At 42.7% G+C, this 16,976-nt stretch carries 11 protein-coding genes and 1 tRNA gene; 10 read left to right on the plus strand and 2 right to left on the minus strand.

What is annotated here, in order from left to right; all coding sequences use genetic code 11:
* Nucleotides 1-3: 3 nt before the first annotated feature.
* A complete protein-coding gene (locus ACP2AF_RS12255) occupies nt 4-903 on the minus strand; it encodes a MerR family transcriptional regulator (RefSeq protein ID WP_425236445.1) in 900 nt (299 codons plus the stop codon).
* A gap of 266 nt (nt 904-1,169) precedes the next feature.
* Here ACP2AF_RS12255 and ACP2AF_RS12260 point away from each other — a divergent pair, with 266 nt between their 5' ends.
* Entirely contained in the window at nt 1,170-1,892 is a 723-nt protein-coding gene (locus ACP2AF_RS12260; RefSeq protein WP_425236446.1) for a 3-keto-disaccharide hydrolase, read from the plus strand.
* Between the two features lie 68 nt (nt 1,893-1,960).
* Here ACP2AF_RS12260 and ACP2AF_RS12265 read toward each other — a convergent pair.
* A tRNA-Leu gene (locus ACP2AF_RS12265) sits at nt 1,961-2,044 on the minus strand.
* Between the two features lie 291 nt (nt 2,045-2,335).
* Between ACP2AF_RS12265 and ACP2AF_RS12270 the strand changes: the two genes are divergently transcribed.
* The 9 genes from ACP2AF_RS12270 (at nt 2,336) to ACP2AF_RS12310 (ending at nt 16,939) form a co-directional block, all read left to right on the plus strand.
* Nucleotides 2,336-5,626, plus strand: a complete 3,291-nt coding sequence (locus ACP2AF_RS12270; protein WP_425236447.1) for a DUF1553 domain-containing protein — start codon at nt 2,336-2,338, stop codon at nt 5,624-5,626.
* Between the two features lie 4 nt (nt 5,627-5,630).
* The gene (locus ACP2AF_RS12275) at nt 5,631-7,112 is read left to right on the plus strand and encodes a DUF1501 domain-containing protein (RefSeq protein WP_425236448.1); all 1,482 of its coding nucleotides are present in this window, start codon (nt 5,631-5,633) and stop codon (nt 7,110-7,112) included.
* 214 nt (nt 7,113-7,326) lie between these two features.
* Nucleotides 7,327-7,728 (plus strand): response regulator, encoded by a 402-nt coding sequence (locus ACP2AF_RS12280; protein ID WP_425236449.1) that lies wholly within the window; start codon nt 7,327-7,329, stop codon nt 7,726-7,728.
* A 77-nt stretch (nt 7,729-7,805) separates the two neighbouring features.
* The gene (locus tag ACP2AF_RS12285) at nt 7,806-8,351 is read left to right on the plus strand and encodes a heme NO-binding domain-containing protein (RefSeq protein ID WP_425236450.1); all 546 of its coding nucleotides are present in this window, start codon (nt 7,806-7,808) and stop codon (nt 8,349-8,351) included.
* Entirely contained in the window at nt 8,341-10,695 is a 2,355-nt protein-coding gene (locus ACP2AF_RS12290; protein WP_425236451.1) for a PAS domain-containing sensor histidine kinase, read from the plus strand. Before ACP2AF_RS12285 ends, ACP2AF_RS12290 begins: the two co-directional genes overlap by 11 nt.
* Before the next feature lies 1 nt (nt 10,696).
* A complete protein-coding gene (locus ACP2AF_RS12295) occupies nt 10,697-11,017 on the plus strand; it encodes an Hpt domain-containing protein (RefSeq protein ID WP_425236452.1) in 321 nt (106 codons plus the stop codon).
* A gap of 1 nt (nt 11,018) precedes the next feature.
* Nucleotides 11,019-11,726, plus strand: coding sequence for a LytR/AlgR family response regulator transcription factor (locus ACP2AF_RS12300; RefSeq protein WP_425236453.1), 708 nt, complete (start codon nt 11,019-11,021; stop codon nt 11,724-11,726).
* A 437-nt stretch (nt 11,727-12,163) separates the two neighbouring features.
* Complete coding sequence (locus ACP2AF_RS12305) at nt 12,164-14,674, plus strand: DUF4114 domain-containing protein (RefSeq protein WP_425236454.1); 2,511 nt, start codon at nt 12,164-12,166, stop codon at nt 14,672-14,674.
* 489 nt (nt 14,675-15,163) lie between these two features.
* Nucleotides 15,164-16,939 (plus strand): helix-turn-helix domain-containing protein, encoded by a 1,776-nt coding sequence (locus tag ACP2AF_RS12310; RefSeq protein WP_425236455.1) that lies wholly within the window; start codon nt 15,164-15,166, stop codon nt 16,937-16,939.
* The last annotated feature ends 37 nt before the right edge of the window (nt 16,940-16,976 follow it).

Genomic DNA, 16,976 nt, shown 5'->3' on the forward strand with positions numbered 1-16,976 from the left:
CAGTTATAATTCATTGACCACCTGTTCTATAGAGGTGAAAGTCTTAATAAAATCGGGATGACCCTCTTCCCTTAGATATCGGGTTTGGTGGCCCAATACCCATAATCTTGGTTTTTCATATTCAGCTACCATTTCAGAGAATTCCTCAACATATTTTTGAAGCTTGTCCTTGGTGGGAGCTACGGTAAAATAGGAAACAAAGTAGAGGTCATTAAAATATTTTATGACATCCTTTAGGGTTTCCAATGGTACGGTCTGCCCTAAATAAATCGATTTATACCCTCGTAGGATAATTTCGTAATTCAAATACAAAAGACCTATTTCATGAATTTCGTTTTCTGGTAGAAATGGTACGAATATTTTATCGGTTTTGGTTGGCTCCAAATGCTGGAGCTTTTCTGTGTTGATAAGGATTTTCTGTTTGATTAGACTGGTAATAAAATGTTCATGAGCCGGACTAATGGTATCCGTTTGCCAAAGTAGTCCCAGTTCGTTCAATAGCGGAATGAATACATCATAAAAAATCTCACGAAAGGATTTGTCCGCCAAAAGGCCATTATAGGTATTAAGAAAAAGGGTTTGGTCAAAGTTTACCATAGCCAATTTAAAAGCATTGATGGCATGGTTCTTAACACTGTTCTTTGCTACAATTTCCTTAACTTTAAGAGGAATGTCCTGCTCATCTATCTTGGCTATTTTAGATATTTTATAGCCATTGTTGTACAGCAATGTAACGTTTAATAGTTTTTGAAGGCTGCTAAGACTATAGGTCCTAATATTGGTACTTGTTCTTTCCGGTGACAGTAATCCGTATCGTTTTTCCCAGATACGTATGGTATGAGCCTTTATTCCGGATAGATTTTCCAAATCTCGAATGCTAAAGAACTTTTTTACATTGTTCATACTTTATATGAAAAGTTTAAACAAATTTACAATTAAATATAAGCACTTGTACCAACTGATTGTTAAAATTTCAGTAAAAATGACCATCATTTTGATAAAATAATAAGAAAGATGTAAAGATCATGGTCCATTTTTTCAATAAATTGATATATTTAGCTTGTCCGTACAACTTCTTGCCAAGGGATTGTGTTAAATTGTGCATTCAGTACTTAATAAAATATTGATACAAAGCTTTTTAAAAAATAATAACAACATAAAGAATGAAAATGAATAGGGTATGCAGTTTAATTTGCCTGGTTTTAATGATGTTGGTTTCCTGCAAACAGCAGAAGAAGGACATTGAAACACGGACAGCTTCCGAGAAGGTGGTTAAAGAGAATGATGACTGGATTTCCTTGATGGACGCCAGTTTGTGGAGAGGTTATAACGAAGATGCACTTCCTGATAATTGGCAGTTCAAAGATGATATTATCGAATGCTACGGAACAGGAGGGGATATTGGTGGGGATATCATCACCAAAGATACCTATGATAATTTTGAACTGAGCTTGGAATGGAAGATTACGGATGGAGGCAATAGCGGTATTTTTTATCATGTGGTGGAGGACAAGATATATAAGGCACCTTACGAAACCGGAGCGGAATATCAATTGTTGGATGATGAGGGATTTTCCGAGCCCATAGAGAATTGGCAAAAAACTGGGGCAAACTATGCCATGCATGTGGCCGATAAGGATAAAAAGATGTTAAAGCCAATAGGGGAGTGGAATTCCTCTAAGATAGTATTCAATAAAGGAGAGGTGGAACACTGGCTCAATGGTCAGAAAATCGTAACCTTTAATAAGTTCTCGGATGATTGGAAAGAGAAAAGGAATAGCGGGAAATGGAACGATTTCCCGGACTATGGTAAAGCTAATGATGGTTATCTAGGTCTTCAGGACCATGGTGCGGGAGTGTGGTTTAGAAATGTTAAAGTCAGAAGATTGTAGATTTTTTTTGTGCTAGAAAAGACGAGAAATAAAAAATGCCATGGCAAATTTTGCCACGGCACTTGAGGTGCGCACGAGAAGACTCGAACTTCCACGGCCTAATGGCCACTAGCCCCTCAAGCTAGCGCGTCTACCAATTCCGCCACGTGCGCTCGGTGGAAAATGAAGGCAAATATAACAAAGTATTTTCATAGATCGTTCGGATAATTGGATTTGGTTTTTGATAATTAAGGAACATTGAAGTTACACTGACCTCGGAATAATTGGAATAAGGAACATGGTCAAGATTTCATCTTTATAGAATGGAAGTACGTTATCAAATTGACCATGTAAATAGGATGATTTCTCTTTTATTGAGTTATCGGGGTTACCGGATTTTTAACATCTGATTGTCATACTTTTTGGCAAGTACTGGCGGTGTTGATATTTGACTAAGTTGATCTATGGGGGACATAAAAGAAATATACAAGGGAAAAACTTACTTGCTGTTAGTGTTCCTGGTCACGCTTGTTACAGGTTGTGGAGTGGACAAACCTAAGGAAGTTGAATTGGCCGAGACCAAGCTGCCTAAGGTCATCGATTTTAACTATCATATTAAGCCCATCCTTTCCGATAGGTGTTTCGCCTGCCATGGACCGGACAAGAATAATCAGAAGGCCAATTTGAGATTGGATATCGCCGATTCGGCTTATGCTGCCTTACACTCGGGAGCGGGGGTTGCCATTAAACCGGGGAGCCTGAGAAAAAGTGAGGTCTATCATCGGATGGTGGCGACCGATCCGGATCAGGTGATGCCTCCGCCGGAATCGAACCTCACCCTTAGTCCTACAGAGATTGCGTATATCAGCAAATGGATAGAACAAGGTGCCGAATACAAACCTCATTGGGCCTTTACCAAACCCGAAAAAAAGAAAGTTCCCGAAGCGGGCAAGGATTGGGCCCGTAATGAAATCGACCAGTTTATAATGGCCAAACTGGAAGAAAACGATATTGAACCTTCCCCAATGGCGCGGCGTGAAATATTGATACGTAGGCTGTATTTTGATCTGACCGGGCTACCGCCCTCCGTGGAAGAGGTAAAACGTATTATGGCCGATAGTACCCCGGATTACTACGAAAGATTGGTCGATAGCCTCTTGGGACTGCCTTCATATGGGGAACGCATGGCGGCACATTGGCTGGATGTGGCCCGTTTTGCGGATAGCGAAGGGTATCTGGATGACTTTCACCATGAGATGTGGCCCTATCGCGATTGGGTCATTGAAGCTTACAACAAAAATTTATCCTATGACGATTTTATTCTTTGGCAGGTGGGAGGTGACCAAATTCCCGAAAGTACACCTGAGCAAAGGTTGGCCACGGCATTTAATCGTCTGCACAAGCAAAATTCCGAGGGCGGGGTTATACCAGAGGAATTCAGGGTGGAGTATGTCGCCGATCGGACCAATACCATTGGTACGGCCTTTATGGGCCTCACCGTAGCTTGTGCCCGATGCCACGATCACAAATACGACCCCATATCCCAAAAGGATTATTTTGAGCTGTTTAGCTTCTTCAATAGTACGGTGGAGAGAGGGGATGCCATATTTGCATATAACTCCATTGAGAATGGAAATGATGCCCCTCCTGAGCTTTCCATGAACGCAGGACCTGTAATGCCCGTGCCTGGGGACGAAAGTGTCGCGAAACTATGGGAATTCCTAAAGCGTGAAATCAAAACGAAATCGTCCAATATTCAGAAAGAAGTACTAAAAAGGAAGCCATTGGCCCAGGAATGGGCAAGTTCCAATCCCTCCGTTGAAGTCATGGAAGGAATCGTAGATAATGCCATCATGGTACATCTTGATTTTGACCAATCGGCAAATGGAGTAAGCCAAGACCGCGCGAAAGGTTCCAAGGATGCAAAATACTATGGGCATGCCTTTGTCCCAGGGAAGAAAGGTCTGGCATTGGAATATCAGGAAGGACAACTCATTGCAGACGGAAGCAGAATCAGTTTTGAGAGAACCGAACCCTTTACCGTAAGCTTTTGGATCAAAACCCCTAAGAAGTTCGACGAGGCCCGTGTTTTCTATAACGGTAACGGACGCATACAGGGCTACCGAGGTTGGGATGTGGTTTTGGATAGTACAAGGTTGTCCTTTAGGTTAAGCCATGCCCATCCCTATCAATCCCTGGATTTGCGATTAAAGGAAGAATTGCCATTAAACCAATGGCAGCATTTTGTGTGGACCTATGATGGCTCTAGTAATGCCAAGGGCATGAAAGTATATCAAAATGGGCAGTTAAAGGATCCGGAAATACTCCGGAACAACGTGCTCAGATCCACAAAACCCTATACGGACAAGCGTGCTACGGTATATATGCATTATCAAGGCCTTATTTTAGGGGCCAGCCACTATGATCAGCATTTTGATGGCGGCTTTTTGGATGATGTCCGTATTCTAAACGTGGAAGCAGGCCAACTCATGGCCCAATATTTATATGACGAAAAACTTGGGAGGGAGTCGTTCCAACAAGCCATGGCTTCCACATCAGAAGTGGCAACGGAATTTTATGCGCTGCACCTGGATGAAAAGCTAAAAAAGGAACGGGACGCTTTGCGCGAAATTCAACTGAGTGAGGTGGAGACGATGGATACCGTTCAGGAGATTATGGTGATGGGCGATTTGGATAAGGAGCGGCCCACCTATATTTTGGATCGTGGCCAATATGATGCCCCGACCGATAAGGTGGAGCGTGATGTCCCTGCAACTATTCTACCATGGCCGGAAGATTTGCCCCGTAATCGGTACGGTCTGGGAAAATGGTTGGTGCATGAAGACAATCCGTTAACGGCCCGCGTAGCCGTAAATCAAATATGGTATTTAATGTTCGGCAAGGGGTTGGTCTCCACCAATGAAGACTTTGGTAATCAGGGTGCTTTGCCAAGTCATCCTGAGCTTTTGGACTGGTTGGCCGTGGATTTTATGGAAAATGGATGGGACGTAAAACGATTGGTCCGGCAAATGGTAACATCGGCCACGTACAAGCAATCTTCCGTTGTACGGGAGGACCTAAAGGACATTGACCCGGACAACATACTCTTGGCAAGAAGCCCAAGATACCGCAGGTCCGCGGAAATGGTAAGGGATAATGTGCTGGCAGCCAGTGGCCTTCTTGAACCAAAAATTGGTGGAGAATCGGTGTTCCCATACCAACCCGAAGGTCTATGGAGAGAAACGATAACACATGCCTTTTTCCCGGATTATGAAGTGGATTATGAAAACGGATTGTATCGGCGTAGCCTTTACACTTTTTGGAAACGGAACGTTCCTGCACCGGGTATGCTGGTTTTTGATGCCTCCAACCGAAGTGAATGCCAAGTGGAAAGGCAACGTAGCAATACACCGCTCCAGGCACTGGTACTGTTGAACAGCCCGCAGGTTATTGAGGCTTGCAGGGTACTTTCCGAAAAAATATGGAAAGAGACATCGTTTGATCTTCCTGGAGCTATTGATGGCGTTTTTATCGCATTGATCGGAAGGACGCCAACGCAACAGGAAAAGAATATATTGACCCGACAGTATCATGAAGAGAAAGACTATTTCGTCTCCAAACCCACGGAAGCAAGGAAATATTTAAGTATCGGGGAGATGGGTCCCGCCCCGGAGATTCCCATGATAGAAAATGCGGCATTGGCCCGGGTAGCCAATACGGTCTTAAATTCCACGGAGGCCTATTACAAAAACTAGAACTATGGATTACAGCAAGGACATCCAACAAGCAAAGTACCTGCAGAATAGAAGAGAATTCCTTCGGACTACAAGCCGAGGATTGGGCAGTCTAGCCCTGGGCAGCTTAATTTTTCCGGATCTATTGGCCTCCCCGGGCTCTAAGGATATTAAGGCGGCTACCTTAAACAATGGCGGAGTCCTTTCGGGTCCGCACCATACCCCAAGGGCCAAAAGGGTCATTTATCTCTTTCAAAGTGGTGGGCCTAGTCAGTTTGAGCTTTTTGATTATAAGCCCGAGTTGATGAAACGCTGGGGAGAGGAAATTCCGGACTCCGTTAGAAATGGTCAGCGCGTATCCGGTATGCTTGCCGCTCAGTCCAGTTTTCCATTGGTAGGATCCAAGTTTAAATTTCAACAACATTCAAAAACAGGGGGATATTTCAGTGAATTGATGAAGCACACTTCCGGGGTTGCAGAAGATATCTGCATGGTCAATTCCATGTATACCGAAGCCATAAACCACGAACCGGCGGTGATTTTTATGCAGACCGGTTCACAACAGGTTGGAAGACCGAGCATGGGTTCCTGGATGAGCTATGGACTTGGGAGTTCCAATGATAACATGCCTTCTTTCATCGTCCTTCTATCGAGAGGGAAGGACAGTGCGCAAAACCTGAATATGCAGGCCTGGAATAGTGGTTTTTTGCCATCACATCACCAAGGGGTGCAATTCAGGTCGGGTTCTGATCCCGTTTTGTATTTGAGCAATCCTATGGGAATAGACCAGCAGAGTAGGAGACGCGAGTTGGACTACCTTTCCCAACTGGAGGACGAACAAAAGAAGGTATGGGGCGATCCCGAAATCGATTCAAAAATTAGTCAATATGAAATGGCCTATCGTATGCAGGCCAGCGTTCCGGAAATTGCCGATCTTTCCCAAGAACCCGATTATATCTTCGATATGTATGGTAAAGACGCCCGTATTCCTGGTACCTATGCCTACAATTGCCTTATGGCCAGAAGATTGGCGGAACGCGATGTGAACTTCATCCAACTGTATCATATGGGTTGGGACCAACATGGCAATCTTCCCAAGGAAATCGTAAAAATGGCCCGATCATCAGATCAGGCATCTGCGGCTTTGGTGAAGGATTTAAAGCAACGCGGCCTTTTGGAAGATACCCTGGTAGTTTGGGGAGGTGAGTTTGGAAGGACTAGTTTTTCCCAAGGAAAGTTAACGAAGGATAATTATGGCAGGGACCACCACCCAAGAAGTTTTAGCATGTGGATGGCCGGTGGGGGCATCAAACCAGGGATGGTCTATGGAAAGACTGATCCCTTTGGTTACAACATTGTCGAAAACCCGGTCCATGTACATGATTTTCAAGCCACACTTTTGAATCAGTTGGGCATTGATCATGAGCGGTTGGTCTTTAAACATCAAGGAAGGAGATATCGACTTACCGATGTACACGGACATGTAGTAAAGGATATTCTTGCCTAACCCCTAAGGGTTTCGGTTTGAATGATCTCCCATCTTGATTGAATGGAGACCGTATAAATTGAGGGCCATCGGGAATCCGATTGTTCGTTTTCTACTTTTCATTCACCTAAACCTATCTACCATTCATCTACGGGAATTGTTCATCCGTCTACATTACCACGGCAAAGGCCTTTAAAATTTTGAAATTTATCACGGAATTCCAAAGCACAAAAACATGAATATCCTATTTATCGAAGATGATAATATTGAGCTTATGAAGTTGAGACGAACGGTTTCAAAACTTAAGCTGAAGCACGTTATTACTGAAGCAAGAAATGGCGAGGAAGCCTTACAAAAACTTGGGTCCGATGATGCTCTCCCAGATATTATCCTTCTGGACCTGAATATGCCCAGAATGAGCGGGATTGAATTCCTGAAAATTCTCAAGGCGCACGATACCTTAAAATACCTTCCTACAATTATCCTCACAACTTCCGAAAACCGGGCCGATTTACTGGAGTGTTATAAGATCGGAATTGCAGGATACGTCATAAAGCCCTTAAAATATGAGCAATACCAATCCAAACTTCAAAAGGTTTTAGCGTATTGGGAAGCCAACGAACTGGTAAAAGGCTAACAGAAATCCCGGTTTCACAACAATTTTTCTGCATTGGGTGATACTTTTCTTACTTTTAATTTTGAAATTAAATCAAAATGAAAGGAATTGTTTTTACGGAGTTTTTGGAAATGGTCGAATCCAAATTTGGTCTGGAGACGGTAGATACCATTATTGAAAAAGCCAATTTGCCTTCGGAAGGAATATATACCTCAGTGGGCACCTACGATTTTAATGAAATGGTAAGTCTTATTACCGGTCTAAGCCAAGAAGTGGATATCCCTGTCGGAGATCTTATTTACACTTTTGGACTCTATCTTTTTAGCAGCTTGGGCAAGGCCCATCCAGAAGTGATCCAAAGCTATAAATCACCTTTAGGACTTTTATATTCCATTGAGGACCATATCCACGTACATGTAAAAAAGCTCTACCCGGATGCCGAATTGCCCACCTTCAAGATTTTGGAAAAGACGGAAACTTCAATTTCCATGATCTATTCCTCATCCCGGGGATTATACAGGTTGGCCCATGGGTTGATAGAAAAGACATTTGAACACTTTAACGGCAAGGCGGACATTACCTACCAACTTTTAAAGGAAGATGGCACCGAAGTTAAATTCGACATTGTCCAAAATGGACAGTAAGGAGGTTGTTCTTCTCAAAAAAGCGCTTGAACGGCAAAAAAAGGCACGCCAACAGGCGGAACGGATTTTGGAGGAAAAATCCAAGGAACTATATGATGTAACCCGCCATTTAAAACAGGCCAATAGTAAGCTGGAAAACCTTCTTTCCGAAACCGCCTCGGAAATGGATGGTGCTTTTATTGGTATTATCGACCCCTATGTGGTAATGGACCTAGAGTTCAATGTCATCAACATGAATGCTTCTGCAAAGGACTTTTTGGGGTATGACCATAGTCTGGAACCCATTAATCTTTCGAAATTGGTACACCCGGATTACGTTCAGTATACTGTGGAATCCTTTAAATCCTTATTGGAAGTGGGTACCCTTAAAAACTACCGGGCCAAAATACGGGTCAAGGATCGATCCGTAAAATGGGTACAGATCAATAGTAGTCTTATTTACGACAAAGTGCATAAACCCATAGCCGCACAGGGCATTATAAGGGACATTACACGGGAAATGGAAATCAAGGATTTGTTGGGGGAACAAAAAAAACAACTGGATATCATCGTGGAGAACTCTCCATTGGGTATTGTGCTTGCGGATAAGGGAAAAATCATTAAGGCCAACACCACCTTTAGCGAATTATTGGGCTATGATTCCGATGAATTGAACGGTATGTCCATACGGGATATTTCGGTTCCCGATAACGATGATGATACCCAGAAAATGATGGAGAAGATGAACCAGGGGAATTTGGATAAGTTCGTTATCATTAAAAGATACCGTAAAAAAGATGGCTCCGTTTTATTGGCCAAGACATCCGTAAGTGCCGTTAAGGATTCCCACGGGAAAATGGAATACCAAGTGGCCTTGATAGAGGATATTTCCAAGGAAGTAGAGGCAGAGGAACAGCTCAAGGCTTCGGAGAACAGGCTTTCCACTTTAATTGCCAACCTACAGACCGGGGTATTGTTGGAAGATGAAAACCGAAAAATAGCCTTGACCAATCAAATGTTCTGTTCCCTTTTCAAAATACCTGTAGCTCCCGAAAGTTTAAAAGGTGCGGACTGTAGTGATGCCGCGGAACAGAACAAGATACATTTCAAGGACCAAAATGGTTTCGTTTCAAGGATTGAAGCCATTCTTAAGCAACGGAAACTTGTACTTTCCGATGAACTGGAAATGGTAGACGGAAGAATTTTGGAACGGGATTATATCCCCATATTCAACAATGGGGTATATAAAGGTCACTTATGGACCTACCAAGATGTTACCATACGTAAGAATTTCAAGAAGAATCTGGAAGCCGAAAAGGAAAAATACAGCAATATTATCGCCAATATGAATCTGGGATTGATAGAGGTGGACAATAACGGAATCATTCAATTGACCAACCAGAGTTTTTCCAAAATGAGCGGATTTGCCGAAGAAGAGCTTTTAGGCCGGCCGGCCACGGATGTCCTAAAGGTACAGAATAGGGGGGTTATTGAAGAAATGACGGACAAGCGGCTCAAAGGTATTTCGGATTCCTATGAAATAGAGGTACAGCATAAAAACGGCTCTACCCGGCATTGGCTGATAAGTGGGGCACCCCGATATGACGATGCCAAAAATGTAATCGGTTCCATCGGTATTCACCTGGATATCACAAACCAAAAGCAACTGGAACTGCAAAAGGAAAAGCTATTGCAAGAACTGGAAAAGAGCAACCAAGGTCTACAGGAATATGCGCATATCGTATCCCACGACTTGAAATCCCCCCTTCGGAGTATTAGTGCCCTTTCCAGTTGGCTAACGGAAGATTATCACGATGTTTTGGATGATAATGGAAAATTCAACCTTCAGCAAATACAGGAAAAGATAGAGGGTATGGACAACCTGATCGACGGTATCCTCAAATATTCTAGTATCAACAACGATACCTTGGATACTACCACCGTAGACCTCAATATTGTGGTACAAGAAATACGGGAAATCATTTTTGTGCCGGACAATGTGAATGTGATCATTATGAATCCTTTACCTACAATCAGTGCGGACAAGACCCAGATACATCAGCTTTTTCAAAATCTGATAAGTAATGCAGTGGTCAACATCGAAGCGGAAGAGGGTCTGGTGGAAATAAGTTCCGTGGATAGAAAGACCCATTGGGAATTTAGCATTAAGGATAATGGTGTGGGCATCCCCACGGAATACCATGAAAAGATTTTCAAGATTTTCCAATCCATTGGTAGCGAGGAACGTTCTACGGGAATTGGCCTTTCGATCGTAAAAAAGATCATAGACCTCTATGAAGGAAAAATTTGGCTGGACAGCGAAGTCGGTTGCGGTACCACCTTTTATTTTACGTTAAAGAAATGATATGCAAGAGAAACCCAACCTTACCTATATAAAAGAGCTTGCCGGAGATGATTTGGCCTTTGAGCAAAAGTTTATCAAAATTTTAAAGGATGAGTTTCCAGTGGAGACGAATATCTATTATAAATCCATTCAAAATCATGAACCTAGGGCCGCAGCGGAAATCGTTCATAAACTAAAGCACAAGTTTAACATTCTAAGCATGGAGAAAGCCTATACGTTTGCCGTTAAGTATGAGGAAGAACTTAGAGCGGGCCGCACTGATATGTATTCCGGTTTCAATAAAATCTTGAATACAATAGAAGATTTCTTAAAAACCATTTAGCATGAACTGTATTATTATCGATGATGAAGCGGCCGCAAGGGCCATCGTAAACCAGCTTTGTTCCAAGATTCCCGAATTGGACGTTATTGAGGAGTTTGACAATGCCATTGACGCCATTAAGTTTTTAAATCAGCTGGATATCGATGTAGTTTTTCTGGATATTCATATGCCGGGCTTTAGCGGAATAGATTTTGTACAGACCTTAAAAAATCCACCCAAGGTGGTCCTGACTACTTCGGATACCGACTTTGCCATTGCTTCCTATGAATATGAGGCCATTGTAGATTATCTGGTCAAACCTATTACCAGCGAGCGTTTTGAAAAGTGTATAGGGAAGATTAAAAATTCCTTGACCCAACAACCCAAAGTATCAGTTACGGAACCATCGGCAGAAATGGGGGATGATCTCTACATCAATATTGACCGTAGATTGATTAAACTAAAGTTGGGCGAGATCTTGATGGTCGAGGCCAAGGGGGATTACATTGACATTAAGACCGAAAAGGAAGAATATCATGTACATACCACCTTGAAAAAGATAAAGGAAAAACTACCCGATCATCTCTTTCTGCAAATTCATCGATCCTATATCATCAACTTCACAAAAATTATTGATATTGAGGATAATAGCGTCCTTATCGAAAAGAACGTCATTCCCATAAGCCGCTCCAATAGACCCGAGTTGATGCGCCGATTGAACCTTTTGTAAATCTACTCCGCTTAGGAAAACTACGATTCGTCTATAGCTAAGTACCATTGACCTATCCTGGCCGTATCAGGGTCATTTCTATAGGTATATTTGAGGTATTCTAAAAAAGATGTATAACCTTAAATCCATATCGTATGAAAACTTTTTTACTTGTCCTTGTGTTGAAAGCGTTGGTAACCGGACTTAAGACCGTAATAAGCTCCGTAGTTGTAGGAGTAGCTTTGTCTATGGCGGGCTTGCTGTAAATAGCTTTCATTGCATAAAAGGCGCCCTTAGAGGCGCTTTTTTTATCCCTGAAAATCAACGTTATTCACTTGCAAATGTCTCATCTACAAAGACAGACGGTTCAACTACGGCAAATGACCATCTACCGAAACCCAGTATAAATCACATATTGTCATTCGGATATTTGTCCCATAAACCAAAACCTACTTCGTATGAAAAATATTTTACTTCTATTGGCAACTTTGACCTTGCTCGGCACGGGTTACAGCCAGAACTATAATTTCTTGGGGGAATATACCTCGGACGGTACCCCATTGTATTTTGATGAAAAGGACGAGGTGTCCCAGGAGACCTTGGATCTGATATCGGAAGCCCTTCCCGAGGGATTTCCCGTCCCGGATTACAATCCACAGTATATTACTTCGGGTTATGATACGGACATCGTATTAAATGAAGGTGCCGAAGTTTGGGTCACCTTTGTAGGTGAGGGTGCCGGTTATAGGAATGTACTTGGCTTTTACACCTATGAGGCCAATGATCCAAATCCTCAAAAACCGGAAGCTGAAGATATTACCATTATTTTCCCGAATGTTTCGGCAAAGAATAGCGGTGGGAGCCTAGAAGTTGGGCATAAGGTAAAGATTGGAACCTTCCCCGAAGGCACGGCAATCGGATGGGTGCTTTTGGCCAATGGATGGAAAGGTTATGTTACTTCAGGCCTTTGGCAATTACATTCCGGTATTGACTTTAATCCGGAGCCAGAAGAAAGCCTCCGCTACCATAACGTACTGTTGAATGATCCGGACAACGAGCGGATTATCCTGGGATTTGAGGATATCCGAAGGGACTATGCCAGTTGTGATCAAGACTTTAACGATGCCTTGTTTTATATTACAGCCAACCCCTATACGGCCATTGAAACTACCAATTACAATGAAATAACGGACCATGCCCCCGTAAGTTCGGGAAATGACGGTGGTTTGGAAAGTAATGGAGACCTGGCCCGTTTGATTGCAAAGCGAAATTTTGACCGCAACAAGACCAATAGCTTTAAGAACACCAAGAAAAGGCAAAGCAAATATGACAAAAGGACGTATAAATCCCTCGGTGCCAGATCTGGGGAATTGGACGCCTATTTCCCTTCCTCCGGTATGTTCGGTACCGAGACCACCTATGTCTCCAGTCCGGAAGATTTGTTGAATATCACCAATGCGGAAAACATCTTTTCCATAGACTATTATGAAGGGGCTAGTCGCGTTTCTGCGGCCCTGGCTACTGAGACCAAGGGTAAAGTGTATAACCACACCAAAACCATTTGTGATCGTTTGAACGACTCCCAATTATTGGATGTCCGTACCGTTACCCTTCAAGGTCATGAACTGGTCTATTCCCAATTGCAGCGGGCCAATGGATCTGTGGAGTATGCCTTGACCTTCTCGATTAAGAATGAAGGAGCGGCACAACGTCTCTATAGCTTATGGAATCTGGATGCCTATCCCAAAGGGGACTATCGCAACTTTCAGGTTTGGGGCAATAGCATGGGCCAGGTGACCACTTTGGTGAATCATATTCTAAATACCCTAACACAGCAGAAAGAATTGAAGTCATTTGAAGGAGCGGATATTCTCCCAACGGTCTTTATCAAAAATGGCTACTACAAGGAGGGGAAGCTACACCTAAATGTGGTGAACAAAGTGGGCGCAAGTTGGTTGAATATCGATGGAAATTATAAGGTGCACGAGCACGAGAAGGAACGTAATCTGAACAAGATGATTACCCTAAGCGGTGCCTGGGAGGAAGAAGTGATCGTGGATACCGGATATTTGTTCGATATAGGCATATCCATATTGGCCGAGAATTCCTATCAATATGATGCCATGTATTTGGCGGACGGTCCCTGGGGCGCCGATATGAACCCCAATATGGATGCCATTGCCGAATTCGAAATTAAGGAACATGCAGGGGGAATATCGCAAGAAGGTCATTCCATAGAGCGAAGTGTAAGTGCAAAAGGCGAGGTACGGGAAACCATAAATATTTTCCGAAACCTATTGGCCGGGGATTTGCAACTAGATATTTCCGACTATAACTTTTTACAGTTCAATATTCAAAATGACAGACCCATAGAGGTAAGCTTGGTAACGGATGCCACAGACCGATGGGAAGAGCGATTGCGGTTTGCCTTGGAGCCCCATACCGATGCTATGGACCAAAGTATTGCTCTCACCGACTTTAGAAACCATGAAGGCAAATCCATGAACTTTACCCAAGTGAAGACCATTGTATTCTCCGTACAGGGAGATTACCAAACCTATGCACCGTTTGCCCTAGAAATAGGGGGTATGGCACTCACCACTTCAGATATCCCTGAAGAAGAGGAGGAGACCCAAGAAGAGGAAACGGATGAAACGGTAATCCTGGTGAATTTTGATTCCGTGGAAAGTGTAGGGGTAGACCCGATTGTTGAGTACTTGGAGCTAAAACACTATCCCAATCCATTTATCGAATATACGGTGGTAACCCTACCCACCGAAACGGAATGGGTAACGGTAAACCTAACAAACCTTAGTGGACAAATGGTGTACCAAGATAACCTGGGCACCCAACAAAACAATAGTGCGGTACGTTTGGAGGTACCGGGGCTACATCCCGGAATGTATGTGTATACCATTATGGATTTCCAAAATGGAAGGACTTACCGTGGAAAATTGATCAAGGAATAGGCAGACGATAAATAGGACCTCCTATTAATTTGGGATCAGGAGTGAGGTTTTTAGTGCGATTCGGCCCCGTCTTAGGACGGGGTCGTTTTTTTGAAACCTCCCTGGCTATCGCCACCCCTCCTTAAGATATAAGGAGGGGACCCTTGAAAGAATCCTTTTGTTATTTAGATTACTTGTTCACCTAAAGGGTTATTTTAAAAGGTTCTCCCCTCATATTGCGTCCGACGAACGTAGGGATCGAACCGGTAAAACCTAAACACCCATTCCAACACCAAGTCTGGACATGCACGCTTACCTAAGAACGAGTTTGCCCTTTTATAGGCTTTTCTTTGGGGACGGAACAAACCCCTACTTATGTGAAGGAAGGGAGAAATAGAAATAAATTGTACTATTTTGCTAGGAGCTTTGAAATCAATGTGTATATTTCTCCAAATCGATGATGCACGTGTACATAGGCTGGTAACAACTAGATGATCAATCTTAACAGTTTTGATAAATCCTAAATCCATAGCGGTCCTCCCTTTTACCAATATGAGTACCGATCCCGATAATGAATGTTTTTCGGACGGATTGACCGAAGAAATCATTAATTCCCTTACTGGAGTTTCAGGTTTAAAAGTAATAGCAAGAACGTCGTCTTTTGCGTATAAGAATGTTAATCAGGATGTTCGTAAAATTGGCAAACGATTAAATGTCAGCCTTATTTTAGAAGGTAGTATACGAAAGTCCAAGGATAAAATTCGGATTACGGCACAACTTATCAGAACCTCGGATGGATTTCATATCTGGTCCGAAACTTTTGACAGACAGCTTACCGAAATTTTCGAACTACAGGATGAAATTAGCCTTTTAATAGTGGATAAAATACGGGAAAACTACGGTCATCTGGATGTCGGTGAACAGCTCATTAAAGTGAGTACCAGGAATGTTGCCGCCTACCAGCATTACCTAAAGGCAAAACAATTATACAATACTTGGGATATGACGGGTTTTGCCAATGCCGCCAAGGAGTATGAAAAGAGCATAGCGGCAGACCCGACGTTTGATTTACCGTATTTTGGAGCTGGATTAAGCTATAGTTTTTTGGGTTCCTGGGGAACCATGAAAAAAGAAGAGGCCTTTAAGCGGGTGAACCATTTTTTTAATACCGGGAATATGCTCAAAATTGAGTCCAGTATCCGATATTACAGTATAGCCAAACATTTGTTTTGGGGATTGTGGGAGTTTGACAAAGCCTATAAATCATTGTACAGGGCTTACGAAATGCTCCCCCAGGACGCTTCCAACAATGAGTTTATGAGTGAAATGAATGCCTTGGTCGGTAATTTCCTTTTGGCAAAAAAATATATTGAATCCAGTATTGAGATCAATCCTTTATCACCGACACACTACTACACCAAGGCACAGATTCTATTTTTACAAGATCAACTATCGGAAGCCATAACTGTTTTGGATAGAGGTATTGCCATAGACCCAACGTTTTCAATATCACAAGAGTTGCGCATATCTTGTGCGATCTTATTGGGCCATGAAGATACATTTAGAAGTTCGCTGGACTACTTCAATACGGACTTCAGCAAATTGTTTTACGCGATATATAGATTGGTACATCACAATCAGGACTTTGAGGATGGTTTACTGCAAAATGTTTACACCTCTGAGTTTAAACCGCTGCTCGCATGGGATCTATACGTATTCGTGTATAGGAAAAAATATGATGAAGCGCTAAAGCTTCTTCGCGAAAAGGTAGAAAATAGAATGGGCCAAGTACTCTATTTAAAATACGACCCTTGGCTAAAGCCGCTTCATGGTAATGAAACGTTTCGGGAAATCGTGCTAAGCTTTTGTCCCAAAAGCAACATCATAACATCTGGCCCCGATAAAACCAAAAGTATTCGGCTTACAAGACAGGAAGCGGAAGAATCCACAGAAAAACTAGTGGCCTTAATGGAATCGGAAAAGCTATATCTAGAGCCAAAATTGGGGCTCAAGGGTTTGGCGGATAAGGTAGGTTTGCATCCTAATAAGTTATCATGGCTTTTAAACGAGATACTCCATAAAAACTTCTATGAATTTGTAAATGGGTACAGACTCAAGGATTTTCAAAATAGGGCCAAGGATACAAGGAATACCCACCTAAGTATTCTAGGTCTGGCATTGGAAAGCGGATTTAACTCAAAATCCGTGTTCAATGATTTTTTCAAAAAAACGGTCGGCCAGACGCCAAAGGACTGGCTAAAAAACAACAATGACCAAAAGTCCTAATGCGCATTCATACGTCCTGACTAATTAAAAGGACGAC

The sequence above is a fragment of the Ulvibacterium sp. genome (genome assembly GCF_965248315.1).
Classification (GTDB): domain Bacteria; phylum Bacteroidota; class Bacteroidia; order Flavobacteriales; family Flavobacteriaceae; genus Ulvibacterium.